Here is a 16,145-nt window from a genome sequence, read left to right as displayed (position 1 = left end):
GTTCGAGGAGGCGTGCTGTGCTCGGGTCGGTAGCTGCGGACGGATGCCCGGCATGCGGATGAAGGAACGCCGGGGCGCGATCGGCTTTGCCGTCTTCGGACTCGTGGCCCTGTTGGTGATCGTGATGATGTGGAATACGCTCGCGCACACCGTTTCCGGCCCGACCGACAGCTATTCCGCGACATTCACCGATGTGCTCGGACTGCATCCCGGTGACGATGTGCGGATCAGCGGGGTCCGGGTCGGCAAGGTCGACGCCATCAGCGCGGTGCGCGATCCCGCGAGCCGTAAGTATGTGGCGTCGGTGCGTTTTCGGGTGCAGCGCGACCAGCATCTCTACCACGACACCAAAGCCCTTGTGCGATACCAGAATTTGATCGGTCAACGATACGTCGCACTGGAGCCCGGGACCAAGGGCGAACCTACGCCGCTCCTGGCCGGGGGATCGATCCCGCTGTCGCAGACCGAACCGTCCTTCGATATCTCCGCATTGCTCAACGGATTCGAGCCGCTGTTCCAAACCCTGCAACCTGCCCAGGTCAACGATCTGACCAGTACGTTGATCCAGGCGTTGCAGGGCAGCGGCGTCTCACTGAGCGCGTTCATCACCCAGGCCGCGGGTCTGGCGGGGGATTTCGAGCGTCGCGATGCGATCCTCGCCGATATCATCGCCAATCTGTCGGCGGTGATGAAGGGTCTGGCCGCGCGTGGAGACCAGCTGGAAACCCTGATCACCCAGACGCGCGCACTGGTCGGGGGCCTCTATCAGCAGGGCAAGTCGCTGCTGGCCTCGACCGAACAGATCGCGGGCGCGACGAATTCGATGGAACAGCTGGTGACGCGGATTCAGCCGAAGATCGCGCAGGCGCAGGATTCCACCCACGACGCGCTGACCATGCTGCTCTCGCACGGCGCGCAATTGGATCAGGTCGCAATCGATCTGCCCGCGCTGCTGTCCGATGTCGGGGGTGCGAGCCAGGACGGTGCGTACGCGTCCGCCTACGTGTGCAGCCTGGACATCTCGCTCTACGGCATTCTGCTGCCGCGCGGAATCCTGACCCGGATCGGCGGCGACTCCCATTCGGCGGTGTGCCGCCCCTGAGCCGGACCGATCCGCGGGACCGGTTCGGCTCAGGAAAGCTCAACTCTGCAAACCGGCCTCGATCTCGAGGTTGAGAGTGATCTTGTCGCCGATCACCGCGCCGCCCTCGGGCAGCGGCATATCGATGGTGATGCCGAAATCGCGGCGGTTGATGACCGTCTTGGCCTCGAATCCGGCCACCGGCCCAGCGCCCATCCCCGGATTGCTGCCCAGGAATTCGACCTCGAGGGTGATGGGTTTGGTGACGCCTCGGATGGTGAATTCGCCGTCGACGTCGAATTCACCCTTCTCGATCCGGAAATCGGCGGTGGTGAACGTCGCGACCGGAAATTCCTCGGCCTTGAAGAAATCGGCGGTGCGCAGGTGGGCGTCGCGCTGCTCGTTGTCGGTGGTGACCGAGGAGACCTGGATCTGCGCCTCGGCGCGGGCGGTACCGTCCTCGCTGACGATCAGCCGGCCGGAGAAATCGCAGAAGCGGCCGTGGACCTTGCTCACCATCAGATGTCGCACGGTGAAGCCGAGAGTGGAATGGGCCGGGTCGATGACCCAGGTGCCCGCGGCCAATGCGTTGGAGGTGCCGGTGGTCATGAGGTTCTCCTATCGGTTCGCGTCCGATGGCCTACTGCATGAATGCCGACAGTCTAGGGTGTTCTCGGGGCCTGAACAGCGTTTATTCGCCTCATGGCCGCACACCTCCGACCGGTTCACCCCGGGCCGCGCACCGGCGGTTTGCCAGGGCGACCGAGCGCTCGACAGCCGGCTATGTGCGGGCGCGCACGAACTTGTAGATGACCAGGAGGATGACCGCGCCGACGATCGCGCCGATGAAGGTGTGCTCGACCGGCTGGCGGAAGCTGAGTTTGTGCGGAGCGAACACCAGGCTGCCCAACGTGCCGCCGACGAATCCGCCGACCACGCCCAGCACGATGGTGCCGATCCAGCCGAAGTTCTCCTTGCCGGGAACGAGTAGACGGGCGATGGCACCCGCGATGAGACCGATGATGATCATCCAGACGATGCTCATGATGTCGCCTCCTGGAGTGAACTGCTGGACGGGTGCTCTCAAGGTAGCAAGACTCGAACGGGCATAGGGCGATTCGGACCGCCGGGCCGATCACGTCGGGTACGGTTGAGCCGAGGGAGAGTGGGGCAACCGTGCAGGGTCTTCTCGTCGACAGCTCCGATCAGCGCCTGCTTCGCGACAGCGTCGCGCAGATCGCGGCGAAATATGGGGCGGAATACTTTCTGGAGCGTTCACGCGCCGGTGCGAAACTCGATGAACTGTGGGCCGATCTGGGGTCCGCGGGCATGCTCGGTGTGCATCTGCCGGTCGAATACGGCGGTGGCGGCGCGGGGCAGACCGAACTGTCGATCGTCGTGGAAGAGCTTGCCGCGCATGGTATCCCGCTGCTGCTCACGGTCATCTCACCGGCCATCTGTGGATCCATCCTGACCGCGCACGGCTCGCCGGAGCTCAAGGCCGAATGGCTGCCCGGCCTGGCCGACGGCATCCGCAAGATGGCCTTCGCGCTCACCGAGCCCGATGCCGGATCCAACAGCCACGCCCTGCGCACCTTCGCTCGCGCCGACGGGCCGGACTGGATCGTCTCGGGTGGAAAGTATTTCATCTCCGCCGCGGACGAGGCCGATGCGCTGCTGGTCGTCGCCCGTGCGGTCGACGTGCCCGATGATCGCCGGAATCCGTTGTCTTTGTTCGTCGTTCCCGCCGATGCGAAAGGCGTTACGCTGCAACCGCTGCCGACCGCGGTGGTCTCGCCGGATCGGCAGTTCACGGTCTTTCTGGACGAGGTGCGGCTGGGTCCCGAGGCATTGATCGGGCTGCCCGGCAAGGGATTGCCGCAGGTCTTCGCCGGACTCAATCCGGAACGCATTCTGGCCTCGGCGATCAGCTGCGGCATCGGCCGGTACGCCGTGGCCAAGGCCGTGGACTACGCCAAGGACCGTCGGGTGTGGTCGGTGCCGATCGGTGCGCACCAGGGTATTTCGCATCCGCTGGCCGAATGTCACATCGCTGTCGAACTCGCCCGCCTGGCCACTCGATCGGCCGCGCAGCAGTTCGATTCCGGTCACGATGCGGCCGCCGCGGCGAATATGGCCAAATTCGCCGCGGCCGAGGCTTCGCTGCGCGCGCTGGACCAGGCGATCCAGGTGCACGGCGGTAACGGTCTCACTCCGGAGTACGGCCTGGCCGAGATGTGGTTCACCGCGCGGCTCATGCGCACCGCGCCGGTGAGCCGGGAGATGGTGCTCAACTACATCGGCGAGCACACCCTGGGCCTGCCGTCGTCCTATCGCATGTCGCGGCGGCCGTCCGCGAGCCACGCGGACCCGTTGCCGGAACCGCAGATTCGCTGACGGCCGCGGGCGCGGCTCACACCGCGGTCGGTGTGTGCTTGGCCGCGCTGCGCACCTGGAATGCCTCCACGACCTCCATGATGCCCATGAACAGCAGCCACCAGCCGGTCAGAAGGGTCAGCGCGGTGATCGAGTGGATCGGCCACACCACGATGACCACGCCGCCGATCAGCAGCAGGATGCCGAAGACGATCGTCCAACCCTTACCCGGTGTGCCCGCGGGCGTCTCGGTGCCGCCGATCAGTACCGACATGCCGCGGAACAGCCAGCTGATCGCGATCCACAGCGCCAGCAGCACCAGCGAATCGCCGATGTGCCGGAAGCAGAACACGGCCAGGATGAACGACAGGATGCCGCTGACGATCGACAGCACCCGCCATCCGGCGCCCAAGTGCGGTCCCATCGCCGCGACGAGTTGCAGCACACCGGAGATCAGCAGGTAGAAACCGAACAGAATTCCGGCGACGACGAGCGTCGGCCCCGGCCAGATCAGGATCATGAGGCCGATGACCACCGACAGGATGCCGATGACCAGCAGCGATTGCCACGCACCGCGAGCCAGGAGATGCAGCGGACCCTCGGTTACTCCCTCTTTGCTGGTTGTCATGTGGGCAGGATAAATCCGGTTCAACCACTAGCGGATCATTAGCTGAACTCGATCAGATCACGATGCTGGGCTGACCCGCGTTCGTCGGACGTGCGCGGCCGTCCGGCCGCGGTGGGTGCGGGCGAACTGTCCCGGCGACTGACCCCGCCAGGACCGGAAGGCCGACGTGAACGCCGAGACGCTGGCATAGCCCAGACGTTCGGCGGCGTGTTCGACCGTCAGCCCGGCGATCAGCATCTCCTCGGCGAGCAATCCGACGGTTTCGTTGCTGACCTCGCGGAACGTGGTGCCCTCACTCGCCAACCGCCGGCGCAGCGTCCGTACGCTGACATCCAGATCCGCGGCGATATGCGCCTGATCGGCGACACCGCCGTGCCGGATCAGCAATTCGCGCACCTGACCGCTGAGGCCGGTGCGGTTACGGCGCTGCTGGATCAGATCCGCGCACTGACGTTCGTAGTACCGCGCGGTGACCGGATTCGATTGCGGCATGGGCTGATCCAGGGCGCTGGTGTTGCCGATCAGAACCGATCGCTCCGCGCCGAACACGATCTTGTCGATCCCGAGCAACGTCCCGAACATCTCGTAGATCGGATGCGGCTCCACCGCGATCTCCGCCCGCAGCATCGGCAACCGGGAGCCCAGTACGTCCTGGGCCACCGTCGCGATGGCCGCGAGGTCACGCTCGAGCACGAATCTGTGCAGGTCCGCGGGCACCGCGCGATCATCGCGGATGAACCAGAACTCCTGGCCGTGGTCCTCGAGCGTGTGATGGGCGAACGTGAACGACAGATCGGCGTACTGCAATGCGATCTCCGCGGCCCGGCGCAGCGTGGGGCTGCTCATCGCGGCGAAGCCGAGAACGCCGAAATTCGGTGCGTGGCAATTGAGTCCGGCCATCAGGCCCATGCCCGGCTCGTCGTCGAGCGCGCCGACGACGTTGCGGGTCAACGTGATCTCCTGGGCAAGGGTGATCTCGGTGCCGGGATCCTGCAACTGGTTCTCGGATATGCCGCTTCCGGACAGCAGGGACGATACCGGCAGACCGCGCGATACGGCGTATTCCACCAGCAACGCCGCACCGCTGATGGACCGCAAGCGGCCGGACTCCTGCGACGTTCTCGCATCGTTCACCTGCGAATCCTCGCAGAATCGGCGGCGATTCGTGGCGAAATACGGTGCGGCCGTACACTTTACTCGCCGGTAAGTTTGCTGCCGGCGTCCCATATTCGGTGATTTCTGGCCCAAACCGCACTGGTCGAACGTTCTCGATAGCCATACGGTTTCTCGTATGCCGCACCGCGTTCGGACAATCCTTTCGACCCGGTCGTTTGCTCGATCGGCCCGCGAGCTGTGTGTTCGCGGAGCGGATACCGCCATCCCATCGCGACCGGAGTGAACACGAATGTTTTCGATTCCCTCGAATGCCGCCAGGGACTCCTGGATCACCGTCACCGCACCCGCCGACGGACGAATTCTGGGTACGTTGCCGATGCACACACCCGACCGAGTGCATGCGAGCGTCGCCCGTCTGCGCGCGGCGCAGAGCCGGTGGCGCGCGATGGGCGTCGTGGGCCGGGCGCACTGGCTCACCACCTTCCGCGACTGGCTGCTGGAGAACCAGGAGCCGATCGCCGCGGTGCTCGCGGCCGAGACGGGGCGTTCGGCCGCGGCGGCGCATCGGGAGTTCCGCCTCGGCATCGATGCGCTCGACTATCACCGCACCCGCGGTGCGGACTTCCTGGCCCTGCCGTACGCGCGTACCGGCCGGGCGCCGGACGCGGCCTTGCGGCTGGCGGTAGCTCATCGTCCCTGTGCGGTCGTCGGGGTGATCTCCGGTTGGACCGCCCCGATGGCCGCGCCGTTGCTGGACGTGATTCCGGCATTGCTGGCCGGATCCGCGGTAGTGGTCAAGCCGTCCTCGGTGACGCCGTTGACGATGCGTGCCCTGGTCACCGGCTGGCTCGATCTGGGAGCGCCGCCGGTCCTGGAATTCGTCGCCGGAGCCGAGGCCGGGGCGGCAGTGGTCGATGTGGTCGATGCCGTCCACTTCGGCGGATCACCGGAAACCGGCAAGGTGATCGCCCTGCGCGCGGCCTCCCGGCTCATCCCGTGTCGCCTCGACATCGGCGGGAAATCCGCGGCACTCGTGTTGGCCGGGGCCGATATGGGTCGTGCCGCGACCGGTATCGCGCTGGGCGGGCTCGCGGGATCGGGACAGAGTTGCGCCAGTATCGAGCGGGTGTTCGTCGAATCGGCGATCTACGACGTATTTCTCGATCGGCTGGTCGAGGAGGTTGTCGCCTTCGGCGCGCACGATCCCGACGACACCTCCGTGGAGGTGATGACCTCGGCGGCGCATGTGGACTGTGTGCGAGAGCAGATCGCCGATGCCCTCGCCAAGGGTGCGCGCGTGCGCGTCGGCGGGAACGGCGACGGGCACATCGTGCAGCCGACCGTGCTCGCGGACGCCGATCCGGCGATGGCGGTGCTGAATCAGCAGACGCTCGGACCGATTCTGGCCGTGGTCCGCGTCGCCGATGCCGAACAGGCGATCACCCTGGCCAACGATCCGTTCGCACCGTGCGCGAGCGTGTGGACCGCCGACGATGCCGCCGCCGACGATGTGGCCGCGCGGCTGACCGCCGGGCGGATCGCGATCAATGACGTATCGGTGCATCTGGCCACCGCTTTCCACGTGTAACACGTTTTCCTGCAAAGGGTTCGAGCAGACGAACCTTTCCCGTGGTTGTGCCTGCGGCTCCGCGTATCTCGTATCCGAGGGGGTGAAATGATCGGTAGCCGACCAATTTTCGCGGCGAGCATGGCGACGGCCGCCGTGGTCGGGCGGTCCGGCGCGGGGCTAGGGTGGGAAATCGACGGATATCCCGTCCATTCACTCCCGCCTAGTGCGAAGGAACGACAGTAATGGATCTGAGTCTGCACTACTGGAACTTCTCGACGCCGTCGGATCCGGCGCGAATCGCGCCCACCCTCGCCCGGACCGCCCAGCTCGCCGAGCAGGCCGGTTTCGCGGAGTTCACGGTGATGGACCACTACTTCCAGATGGAGATGCGCGGCACCGCCGACGAGCCGATGCTCGAGGCATACACCACCCTCGGATATGTCGCGGCGCTGACCGAGCGGATGCGGCTGGCCGTGCTGGTGACCGGTGTGATGTACCGGTACCCGGGCCTGCTCGCCAAGATCGTGTCCACCCTGGACGTGCTGTCCGGCGGACGCGCGCAGCTGGGCATCGGCGCGTCCTGGTACGAGCGCGAGCAGCGCGGACTCGGCGTACCGGTCGTGTCGATGGCCGAACGGTTCGAGCGGATGGAGGAGACACTGCAGATCTGCCTGCAGATGTGGAGTGACAACAACGGCCCCTACAAAGGTGTGCACTACGAACTCGCCGAGACGTTGTGTGTGCCGGCGCCGTTGACCCGGCCCCGCCCCCCGATCCTGATCGGCGGCGGAGGTGAGAAGAAGACGCTACTGCAGGTGGCTCGGTACGCCGACGCGTGCAATCTGTTCGGTACCGGCATCGAGGACGTCGGGCACAAGCTCGATGTGCTGCGCGGGCACTGCGAGGCCGAGGGTCGCGACTACGCGAGCATCCGCAAGACCCTCACCTCCTTCACCTCTCCGGCCGGTGATCCCGATGCCTTCCTCGCCGAGGCGGAACGCTATGCGGCTCTGGGCATTACGCAGATCGATGTGATGCCCGAGGGTGATCCGATCGAATACACCGAGAAGGCGGCGGGCGTAATCGAGCGGCTGAGCGGCATTTGATGCTGTAGCTTCGGCCTCCGCTTCGCTCCGGCGGGTTTGCGGCGCTTCAAGGCTCACCGCACGGCCTCGTGTCGGGCACTCGTTCCTCGCACCCGCCACGCGTGCGGGCGGCAAGCCCGCACCGCAACCCGCGATGTTGGCGTTGTCCGGCCTCTGCGGCCCTTCTGTGTGTCTGGATGAGGTGGAACCCACCCGCGCGTAGGTAGTCGGTGCCGGACCTCGCGATGACGGGCGAGGCATGTACGTGATCGATGCCGTGTGTACCGGAACTGCCGGTGGACACGGCATCGGTGCGTTTCGGGGTGTGTTGTGCGGGCAGTCGCCGGCTGCGGTGTGCACGGATCGTGCGCACCCGTTGACCATATACCCTTAGGGGGTATAGGTTTCTGTGCGGAGCGCGGCGCGCTGTGCCGCGCCGACGGAGAGGCGAGGTGGCAGATGCATGCGATAACACACGCGCTGGCGCTGGCTGGGTCGATGACCTGGGAGATTCTGTGGGCGCTGATTCTGGGCTTCGCCCTGTCGGCCGTGGTGCAGGCGGTGGTGCGCAAATCGACGATCGTGCGGCTGCTCGGGGACGACCGGCCGCGCACGCTGGCCGTCGCGTCGGCGCTGGGCGCGGCATCGTCCTCGTGTTCGTATGCCGCGGTCGCGCTGGCGCGTTCGCTGTTCCGCAAGGGCGCGAATTTCACCGCGGCGATGGCGTTCGAGATCGCGTCGACCAATCTCGTGGTGGAACTGGGCATCATCCTGGCGCTGCTGCTGGGGTGGCAGTTCACCGTGGCCGAATTCATCGGCGGGCCGATCATGATCGTGCTGGTGGCGGTGCTGTTCCGGCTGTTCGTGCGGTCCCGGCTGGTCCAGGCGGCGCGGACGCAGTCCGAGCGCGGATTGGCCGGATCGATGGAAGGCCACGCGGCCATGGACATGTCGGTCTCGGGCACCGGTTCGTTCGCGCGGCGGCTGCTCTCCGGTCGCGGCCTGACTGCCGTATCGCACGTATTCGTGATGGAGTGGGCGGCTATCCTGCGCGATCTGATCATCGGGCTGCTGATCGCCGGCGCGATCGGTGCGTGGGTTCCGGATACGTTCTGGCAGAGCTTCTTTCTGAGTGATCACCCACTGCTGTCGGCGATCTGGGGGCCGATCGTGGGGCCGGTGGTGGCGATCGCCTCGTTCGTCTGCTCGATCGGCAATGTGCCGCTGGCCGCGGTGCTGTGGAACGGCGGCATCAGCTTCGGCGGCGTGACCGCGTTCATCTTCGCCGACCTGCTGATCCTGCCGATCCTGAACATCTACCGTAAGTACTACGGCACCCGCATGATGCTGGCCGTACTGGGCGTGTTCTACGCCGCCATGGTCGGCGCCGGATATCTGGTCGAAATCCTTTTCGGCGCAACGGGTCTCGTACCACGACAGCGTAACGTCATGGTGATGCAGGAGGGGATCCGATGGAATTACACCACCTGGCTGAACATCGTATTCCTCCTGCTCGCAGCGGTTCTGCTGCTGCGCTTCGTCCGCACCGGCGGAATGCCCATGTTGCGCATGATGGGTGGTTCACCCGACGCGGAACACGATCACGGGCACGATCATTCGGCGTCCGGTCACGGCGAGCACTCCGAGGACGGCGGGCACGTGGATCACGGCGCGGCCGGCGGGCCCACCGGTGGCACCGGATACGTTGGGAAAGAGCCGGATTCGCACGATCCGCATGCACGGACCGAGCACGACGGGCACGTCGACTCGGACCATGGCCGTCATCGAGGGCATTGATGGAGACCATCGCCGGGTGGACCGCATCGGCCGTACCCGGTGCCGCCGGAATCGACATGGTGCCCGTGGTCGCGCCCGGTCGGTTCCGGTAGCTCGGGGAATAGCCGCGGCGGGGGAGATGTTCGCGACTGTTATGACGGTCAGTGGAACTGTGGCGCCCGGATTCGAGCCGGTGCGCGCGGCTTTCGAGCGCAATTTCGCCGAGCACGGGGACCTCGGTGCGGCGGTCGCGATCTACCGGGACGGGCAGCCGGTGGTGGATCTGTGGGGTGGGGTGGCCGATCCGGAGAACGGGCGGGCCTGGGAGCCGGACACGATCGCGCTGGTGTACTCGGCCACCAAGGGCGTGCTCGCGGCGGCCGCACATCTGCTGGTCGAACGCGGGCAACTGGATCTGGACTTGCCGGTCGCTCACTACTGGCCGGAATTCGCGGCCGCGGACAAGGGCGCGATTCCGGTGCGGTGGCTGCTGAGCCACCAGGCCGGTCTGCCGGCACTCGACGAGGCCGTGCCGCTGGAGGACGCGCTGCGCTGGGGTCCGATGGTGAAAGCGCTTGCCGCGCAACGTCCGCAGTGGACGCCCGGTACCGCGCACGGCTATCACGGACGCACCTTCGGCTGGTTGGTCGGCGAGGTGGTACGGCGGGTTTCGGGGCGTTCGCCCGGACGTTTCGTGGCCGAGGAGATCGCCGGGCCGCTCGGCGTCGACTTCTTCATCGGCCTGCCCGAATCCGAACGTCATCGGGTCGCACGGTTGGTATTCGCACCGAAACCGGAGCCGGGCAGCGTATCGCTCGCGGAGGTTCCCGAGGAGTTCCGGCCGATGTTCGCCGCCATGCAGGACCCCGGCGCTCTGATCAACCGCGCCTTCCAGGTGACCGATCCGGCCGATCCCGATTTCAACTCCGCTCGGGTGCAGGCCGCCGAGATCCCCTCCAGCAACGGCATCGGCACCGCCTGCGGACTCGCCCGGATCTATGCGGCGCTGGTCGGCGAGGTGGACGGTACCCGGCTGCTGTCCCCGGCCACCCTCGCCGATGCCGTGCGGGAACAGGCCGCGGGCATCGACCGCGTGATGCTGCTGCCCGATCGCTACGCCAGTGGATACATGCTGCCCGACGAACGTTTTCCGCTCGGCGGCCCGAATGCCTTCGGCCATCCGGGGCGCGGCGGATCCCTCGGCTTCGCCGATCCCGCCCGCGGCCTGTCCTTCGCCTACATCACCAACTACATCATCGAAGGCGCTCCGGACTCGCGCGCCCTCGGCCTCGTCGCTGCTTTGAACGACGTGGTGGACTAACTCGACGCGCATTGTGCCGCAGTGTGTTCGGGGCCGCATCGAGCCGCGGCTCGGCCCGATCATGTCGCAGCGGTCGGTGCACCTCGGCCACGGGGATCGGGGGCGCTCCGGGTCGCCGGGCCTCGCCGCGACACTGAACGAGGTGGCGAGTTGACTCGACTCTCGTTGCGCTCCGGTGTGTTCGAGGCATACCGCGTGGTGGATCAGGCTCCGGCCGGGTCGCGTCGGTTCGAGAACTTGCGAGCCCGGCGCAGATCCGAGCTCATGCCGAGGGATATTTCGGCCGACGTGCGGTCCCGAGTTGCTGTTGGTATGGCACGTGGTCGGTCAGCTGCTGTTTCGCGCGTCATGCGGGTGCGTGGTGACGTAACTGTTCGAGGGTTCGGGAGAAGTGGCCGCGGTGTTCCCGGGCGACGCTGAGGGCGTCGGTGGCGGTGTCGACGTCGGTGAGGACGGGGAGGCGACGTACCCGGCATCCGCAGCGGCTCAGGGCTTCTCGGGTCAGGTCGCCGGTGTGAGCGGTCGACATGGGGATCTCGGCGAGGGTTCGGGCGGGGCGGGGATCGGTCAGTCCCAGCGCCCACCAGCCGCCGTCGGATGCGGGGCCCAGGACGGCGTCGCCGCATTCGAGAAGAAGCGTTGCCGACACCGCGAGCAGGGCCGGGCCCGCCTGTGGCGTGTCCATACCGATCTGGAGTACCGGCAGGCCCATTCGGGCCGCGTCGGCGTGCGCGTTGGCCAGGCGCCGGCCGAAGGTGTCGCCGCGTTGCGGAATGAGGTCGAATTCGCGCAGGGCCGTGGACAATTCGTCGGACCGCTCGGCTCGGGTGAGATCGCCGGTCCAGGCGACCATGCGATGCCGCGCGCCGCTGTACCGCACGGACCGGAGCGTGTCCAGGAGTGCGGCAGCGGCGAGCTGGGCCGCCTCTCGTGGTGAGAAGTCCGGTGTGAGGCGGGTTTTCGCGAATCCGGCGATGGGCGCCTTGGCGATCACCAGCAGTGTGACCGGGACGCCGTGCGAGGCGGAGGTCGTGATCATCGCACGCTCCAGAAGTCGGCGACGGCGCGCACGGTGCCGCGTACCGAGCCCGACACCTTGGATACGCCGTGTGTCCTCGGCCGATAGCTGATATCGCGTTCGACGATCCGCCATCCCGCCTCGCTCGCGCGGATCAGCAGTGCCAGTGGGTATCCCGATCGCGGATGCAGCGGGCCCAGCGCGAGCAATCGGTCGCGACGGGCCACCCGCATGGCGGCGATATCGTGTACCGGCAGACCGTGCCGCCGTCGCAGCAATCCCGCGATCAACAGATTGCCCAGCCGGGCGTGCCAGGGCCACGCACCCGCCCGCACCGGGCGACGGCGTCCCACCACCATATCCACATCGGCATCGAATTGACCCAGTAGGCAGGGCAATTCGCCCGCGTCCATGGACCCGTCGCCGTCGAGCACCGCGACCAGCGCGGTATCGGCCGCGTGCACGCCCGCCTCGACCGCCGAGCCGTATCCGGGCACGGGCTCGCTGACGACCCGGGCGCCGCCGGCCCGCGCCACCGCAGCGGTGTCGTCGGTGGAGGCGTTGTCGACCACGATCACCCGGTACTCGTCCGGCACGGCCGCCAGTACGCCGGGTAGCGCCCCGGCCTCGTTGTGGCACGGGATGACGACGGTGACGTCCCGGGCGCTGAGTGTATCGCTCACATCTGGCACCGTAGGCCGCTGACCACCGATTTCGTCGCAAGGAACCGGTGACGAAAGTGTGACGGCGCCCGGTGGCGCCGGTGCTGTGCCCGGATTCGGTGCGCGGTGCGGCCTAAGGTGAACGCTGTGCAGGACGTAACTTCCACCCGGGTCCGTCGCGTCCCGCGCGTTCGTGCCGACGTGGCCTGCGCTCTGGCGGCAGCGGTGCTGGTGGCCGCGGCCTTCGCGGTGCCGCGGATTCGCGGCCAGCAGTGGTCGACGCATCTGTATGCCGCCGCCGCGCCGATCTTCGGGATCTGGGGGCCGCATATCGGCTGGGGAACCGGCCCGGCCGTGCTCATCGCCGCATTGGTGGTTCTGACCGGACCGGAACTTGCCCGGAGGTTGCCGTGGCGGCCGATGCTGCTGTCGGCCTGGCTGACCTCGATCGCGTGGATCTTCTCGCTGGCGATGGTCGACGGTTGGCAACGCGGTTTCGCCGGGCGGCTGGCGCGGCACGAGGAGTACCTCTACGAGGCCGGGCGGGTCACCGACATCGGCGCGATGTTACGCGGATTCTCCGGCCGCATACTGGATTTCCAGCCCGACTCATGGGCCACGCACGTTTCCGGGCATCCGGCCGGCGCGCTGCTCACCTTCGTGCTGATGGATCGGATCGGCCTGCGCGGCGGGGCGTGGGCGGCCTGGCTGGTGGTGTCGGCCGGAGCCGGCGCGGCCGTCGCGGTTGCGGTAGCTCTTCGTGCGCTGGATGCGGAGAATCGGGCCAGGGCCGCGATGCCGTATCTGGTCCTCGCCCCCGCCGCGGTCTGGCTCGGTGTCTCGGCGGACGCGCTGTTCGCCGGGGTTACCGCGTGGGCGGTGGCGCTGTTGGCGATCGCGACCCGTCGCGGTCCGGGTTGGGCGGGTATCGCCCTGGCCGCCGGCCTGCTGTTCGGCTATGGGCTGTTCCTGAACTATGGCCTGACGCTCATGGTTATCCCGGCCGCCGCGGTCCTGTGCGGCCGCGGTCTGCCCGCCATCTGGCCCGCCGTCGCCGCGCTCATCGGGGCCGCGCTGGTGGTAGTCGCCTTCGCCGCCGCCGGATTCTGGTGGCTGGACGGCTATCACCTTGTGGTGCAACGGTATTACCAGGGCATCGCCTCCGAGCGCCCGTATTCCTACTGGGTCTGGGGCAACCTCGCCGCCACCGTCTGTTCCGTCGGACTGGCCGCCGCGGCGGCGCTGCACCGGGTCGTGCGTGGTGTGCTGTCGGGATTCGGTGCGCCGCCGAGCGGGACGGCCCCGGCCGGTCGGGTACCGGAAACCGGCGGGCCCGCGGGCGACGCGACCGAGTCCGCGGTGGCACCGCATCGCCGGCCGGGCGGGGACGACGAGGCCACCGGTGCGAGGCGGGGGAGCCGGGGCGCGGGCGAGCGGAGTCCGCGTCGTGCAGCGCGCGGCGCGGGGCGCCGCGACGGGTCGGCACGCGTGGGCAGCGGCACGGGACGACGGGCATGGGTGGAACGCCTGGCCGGGTGGCGCGCGGGTGTGGATCCCGCGGCGCTGCTGGCCGCGGCCGGAGTGCTCGCTGTCGTGGCGGCCGATCTCAGCGGGCTGAGTAAGGCCGAGACCGAGCGGATCTGGTTGCCGTTCGATATGTGGGTGCTCGCCGGGACGGCATTGTTGCCGCAGCGCGACGCCCGGATCTGGCTGGCGCTACAGGCCGCGGCGGCCCTGTCCCTCAACCATCTGCTGATGACGAACTGGTGATTCGATGCGCATTCTGGTGGCCGATGACGACGGCGTGGTCCGGGAGGTGGTGCGCCGCTATCTGGAACGGGACGGATTCACGGTGGTGGAGACCGCCGACGGTCCGGCGACCGCGGAAGTGCTGGCGCGCAACGAGATCGCACTGGCCGTCCTGGACGTGATGATGCCGCCGCCGGATGGTATCGAGCTGTGCCGTGCGGTGCGCGCCGGACCCCATCCCGATACCCCGATCATCCTGCTGACCGCACTCGGCGAGGAGGAGGACCGCGTCCTGGGACTACAGTCCGGTGCGGACGACTACATCGTGAAGCCGTTCAGCCCAAGGGAATTGGCCCTGCGGGTGGCCTCGGTCCTGCGGCGCGCTCAGCGGACCCCGCCTCCGGCCGAGCAGCCGATCCTGCGCAGCGGCGCGATCGAATTGCGACCGGATGCGCAGGCGGTGCTGATCGAGGGCCGCCGGGTGGATCTGACCGCCCGCGAATTCGATCTGCTGGCCTTCCTGCTGGCACATCCGCAGCAGGTGTTCGGCCGGTCGGATCTGCTCGAACAGGTGTGGGGCTGGACCTTCGGCGATCAGTCCACGGTCACCGTGCACATCAAACGTCTGCGCGCGAAACTCGGTGCCGCACATCGCATCGAGACCGTCTGGGGTCGCGGATACGCATGGGGCCGCCCCGGGGACGAGGACGGAGATCGCTGATGCCCACCGATATGCTCGGGCTGATCGGATACGCCCTGGCCGGATCGCTGCCGGTGACCGCGCTGGGCGCGCTCGCCATGCGGCTGACCCACAATCGCAGCCTCACCAGCAGCATGGTTCTGCTGGTGCTGATTCCGACGGTGGCGACATTGGCCGGGGTGGTCGCGGTCAGCGGGATGATGTTCACCGACGAACTGCGCCGCATCCTGGTGGTCCTGGCGGTGGTCACGATCGTCGCGGTGCCGGCGGCCGTGGTACTCGGCCGGGCCCAGGCCCGGAAGACGGTGTGGGAGCGGCAGATGCGCGAGCAGGAACGCGCCGCCGAACGCTCCCGGCGTGAACTGGTGGCGTGGGTGAGTCACGACCTGCGGACGCCGCTGGCCGGTATTCGAGCGATGGGCGAGGCGCTGGTCGACGGTGTGATCGATCAACCCGAGACCGTCGAGCGCTACGCGAATCGCATTGTGTTGGAGACCAATCGGCTCTCGGCGATGGTGGACGACCTGTTCGAGATGTCGAAGATCAACTCCGGCGCGCTGCGCCTGCAACTCGAGCCGGTGGATCTGCGCGAGCTCGTCGACGAGGTCGCCGCCGCCAATCAGCCCACCGCCACCCGCGCCGGAGTGAGCCTGCGTGCGCGGCAACCGGATTCGGAGATCATCGTGAACGCCAGCGATCGCGCCCTGACCAGGGTGCTGACCAACCTGGTCGCCAACGCGATCGAGCACACCCCGCCCGGCGGCCGCATCGACATCTGCTCCGGCATCGACGACGGCCAGGCCTGGGCCCATGTCGTCGACACCGGCCCCGGCATCGCCCCGGAGGATCTGCCCCGCATCTTCGAGGTCGCCTACCGCGGCAGCTCCGCCCGCTCCGCCACCGACATCGGCAGCAACAGCGGTATGGGCCTGGCCATCGCCTCGGGTCTCATCCATGCCCACCACGGCGAAATCAGCGCCCACAACCAGGAAGTGGGCTGCCGCTTCGAAATCCGCCTGCCTGCCCGCCTCCCCGATGTTTCAGCGGGTCGTTAGGTGTGCGG

14 protein-coding genes and 1 pseudogene are annotated in these 16,145 nt (G+C 67.7%); 9 read left to right on the top strand and 6 right to left on the bottom strand.

Annotation, left to right across the window (positions count from 1 at the left end):
• Positions 1–58 precede the first annotated feature (58 nt).
• Positions 59–1,102, top strand: a complete 1,044-nt coding sequence (locus tag NV1_RS32430; protein WP_067900368.1) for an MCE family protein — start codon at positions 59–61, stop codon at positions 1,100–1,102.
• A gap of 39 nt (positions 1,103–1,141) precedes the next feature.
• On the opposite strand, the gene NV1_RS32425 is transcribed toward NV1_RS32430, so the two are convergent.
• Positions 1,142–1,690, bottom strand: a complete 549-nt coding sequence (locus tag NV1_RS32425) for a YceI family protein (RefSeq protein WP_067900195.1) — start codon at positions 1,688–1,690, stop codon at positions 1,142–1,144.
• A gap of 172 nt (positions 1,691–1,862) precedes the next feature.
• Entirely contained in the window at positions 1,863–2,126 is a 264-nt protein-coding gene (locus NV1_RS32420; RefSeq protein ID WP_067900192.1) for a GlsB/YeaQ/YmgE family stress response membrane protein, read from the bottom strand.
• Positions 2,127–2,257: 131 nt separating this feature from the next.
• Between NV1_RS32420 and NV1_RS32415 the strand changes: the two genes are divergently transcribed.
• On the top strand, positions 2,258–3,478 hold the full coding sequence (locus NV1_RS32415; protein ID WP_084526079.1) for an acyl-CoA dehydrogenase family protein: 1,221 nt from the start codon (positions 2,258–2,260) through the stop codon (positions 3,476–3,478).
• 16 nt (positions 3,479–3,494) lie between these two features.
• Here NV1_RS32415 and NV1_RS32410 read toward each other — a convergent pair whose 3' ends face one another.
• Both NV1_RS32410 and NV1_RS32405 read right to left on the bottom strand, forming a co-directional pair.
• Positions 3,495–4,085 carry an HdeD family acid-resistance protein gene (locus NV1_RS32410; RefSeq protein ID WP_067900189.1) on the bottom strand — a complete coding sequence of 197 codons (591 nt, stop codon included), beginning with the start codon at positions 4,083–4,085 and terminating at the stop codon, positions 3,495–3,497.
• A 57-nt stretch (positions 4,086–4,142) separates the two neighbouring features.
• Positions 4,143–5,219: an AraC family transcriptional regulator gene (locus NV1_RS32405; protein ID WP_067900186.1), complete on the bottom strand. Its 1,077-nt coding sequence runs from the start codon at positions 5,217–5,219 to the stop codon at positions 4,143–4,145.
• 271 nt (positions 5,220–5,490) lie between these two features.
• Between NV1_RS32405 and NV1_RS32395 the strand changes: the two genes are divergently transcribed.
• The 4 genes and pseudogenes from NV1_RS32395 to NV1_RS32380 all read left to right on the top strand — a co-directional run bounded on the left by NV1_RS32395 (position 5,491) and on the right by NV1_RS32380 (position 10,953).
• Entirely contained in the window at positions 5,491–6,789 is a 1,299-nt protein-coding gene (locus tag NV1_RS32395) for an aldehyde dehydrogenase family protein (RefSeq protein ID WP_067900180.1), read from the top strand.
• A 224-nt stretch (positions 6,790–7,013) separates the two neighbouring features.
• Positions 7,014–7,877, top strand: a complete 864-nt coding sequence (locus NV1_RS32390) for an LLM class F420-dependent oxidoreductase (RefSeq protein WP_067900177.1) — start codon at positions 7,014–7,016, stop codon at positions 7,875–7,877.
• A gap of 438 nt (positions 7,878–8,315) precedes the next feature.
• Positions 8,316–9,515: pseudogene (locus NV1_RS32385) on the top strand (permease); the annotation flags it as partial.
• Between the two features lie 256 nt (positions 9,516–9,771).
• Positions 9,772–10,953, top strand: a complete 1,182-nt coding sequence (locus tag NV1_RS32380; protein ID WP_245714039.1) for a serine hydrolase domain-containing protein — start codon at positions 9,772–9,774, stop codon at positions 10,951–10,953.
• 346 nt (positions 10,954–11,299) lie between these two features.
• Here NV1_RS32380 and NV1_RS32375 read toward each other — a convergent pair whose 3' ends face one another.
• Both NV1_RS32375 and NV1_RS32370 read right to left on the bottom strand, forming a co-directional pair.
• Entirely contained in the window at positions 11,300–11,992 is a 693-nt protein-coding gene (locus tag NV1_RS32375) for a TIGR04282 family arsenosugar biosynthesis glycosyltransferase (RefSeq protein ID WP_067900174.1), read from the bottom strand.
• Complete coding sequence (locus tag NV1_RS32370; RefSeq protein ID WP_067900171.1) at positions 11,989–12,654, bottom strand: glycosyltransferase family 2 protein; 666 nt, start codon at positions 12,652–12,654, stop codon at positions 11,989–11,991. Before NV1_RS32370 ends, NV1_RS32375 begins: the two co-directional genes overlap by 4 nt.
• A gap of 126 nt (positions 12,655–12,780) precedes the next feature.
• On the opposite strand from NV1_RS32370, the gene NV1_RS32365 reads away from it, so the two are divergent.
• Genes NV1_RS32365 through NV1_RS32355 form a run of 3 tightly spaced genes read left to right on the top strand, consistent with a single transcriptional unit; the run spans position 12,781 to position 16,137 of the window.
• The gene (locus tag NV1_RS32365; protein WP_245714038.1) at positions 12,781–14,403 is read left to right on the top strand and encodes a hypothetical protein; all 1,623 of its coding nucleotides are present in this window, start codon (positions 12,781–12,783) and stop codon (positions 14,401–14,403) included.
• A gap of 4 nt (positions 14,404–14,407) precedes the next feature.
• On the top strand, positions 14,408–15,103 hold the full coding sequence (locus NV1_RS32360) for a response regulator transcription factor (protein ID WP_067900168.1): 696 nt from the start codon (positions 14,408–14,410) through the stop codon (positions 15,101–15,103).
• The gene (locus NV1_RS32355; protein WP_067900165.1) at positions 15,103–16,137 is read left to right on the top strand and encodes a sensor histidine kinase; all 1,035 of its coding nucleotides are present in this window, start codon (positions 15,103–15,105) and stop codon (positions 16,135–16,137) included. The genes NV1_RS32360 and NV1_RS32355 overlap by 1 nt, the downstream gene beginning before the upstream one ends.
• Positions 16,138–16,145: the final 8 nt, after the last annotated feature.

Origin of the sequence: Nocardia vaccinii NBRC 15922, from assembly GCF_001613305.1 — a bacterium.
GTDB classification, from domain to species: Bacteria; Actinomycetota; Actinomycetes; order Mycobacteriales; family Mycobacteriaceae; genus Nocardia; species Nocardia vaccinii.
Note: the sequence above shows the minus strand (reverse complement) of the source record. Positions and strands in the feature narration are given on the sequence as shown.

Bases quoted from the DNA above. Each gene is read 5' to 3' on its own strand.
- NV1_RS32430 (WP_067900368.1), top strand. From the start codon at position 59: ATGAAGGAACGCCGGGGCGCGATCGGCTTTGCCGTCTTCGGACTCGTG.
- NV1_RS32425 (WP_067900195.1), bottom strand. From the start codon at position 1,690: ATGACCACCGGCACCTCCAACGCATTGGCCGCGGGCACCTGGGTCATC.
- NV1_RS32420 (WP_067900192.1), bottom strand. From the start codon at position 2,126: ATGAGCATCGTCTGGATGATCATCATCGGTCTCATCGCGGGTGCCATC.
- NV1_RS32410 (WP_067900189.1), bottom strand. From the start codon at position 4,085: ATGACAACCAGCAAAGAGGGAGTAACCGAGGGTCCGCTGCATCTCCTG.
- NV1_RS32395 (WP_067900180.1), top strand. From the start codon at position 5,491: ATGTTTTCGATTCCCTCGAATGCCGCCAGGGACTCCTGGATCACCGTC.
- NV1_RS32390 (WP_067900177.1), top strand. From the start codon at position 7,014: ATGGATCTGAGTCTGCACTACTGGAACTTCTCGACGCCGTCGGATCCG.
- NV1_RS32380 (WP_245714039.1), top strand. From the start codon at position 9,772: ATGTTCGCGACTGTTATGACGGTCAGTGGAACTGTGGCGCCCGGATTC.
- NV1_RS32375 (WP_067900174.1), bottom strand. From the start codon at position 11,992: ATGATCACGACCTCCGCCTCGCACGGCGTCCCGGTCACACTGCTGGTG.
- NV1_RS32360 (WP_067900168.1), top strand. From the start codon at position 14,408: ATGCGCATTCTGGTGGCCGATGACGACGGCGTGGTCCGGGAGGTGGTG.
- NV1_RS32355 (WP_067900165.1), top strand. From the start codon at position 15,103: ATGCCCACCGATATGCTCGGGCTGATCGGATACGCCCTGGCCGGATCG.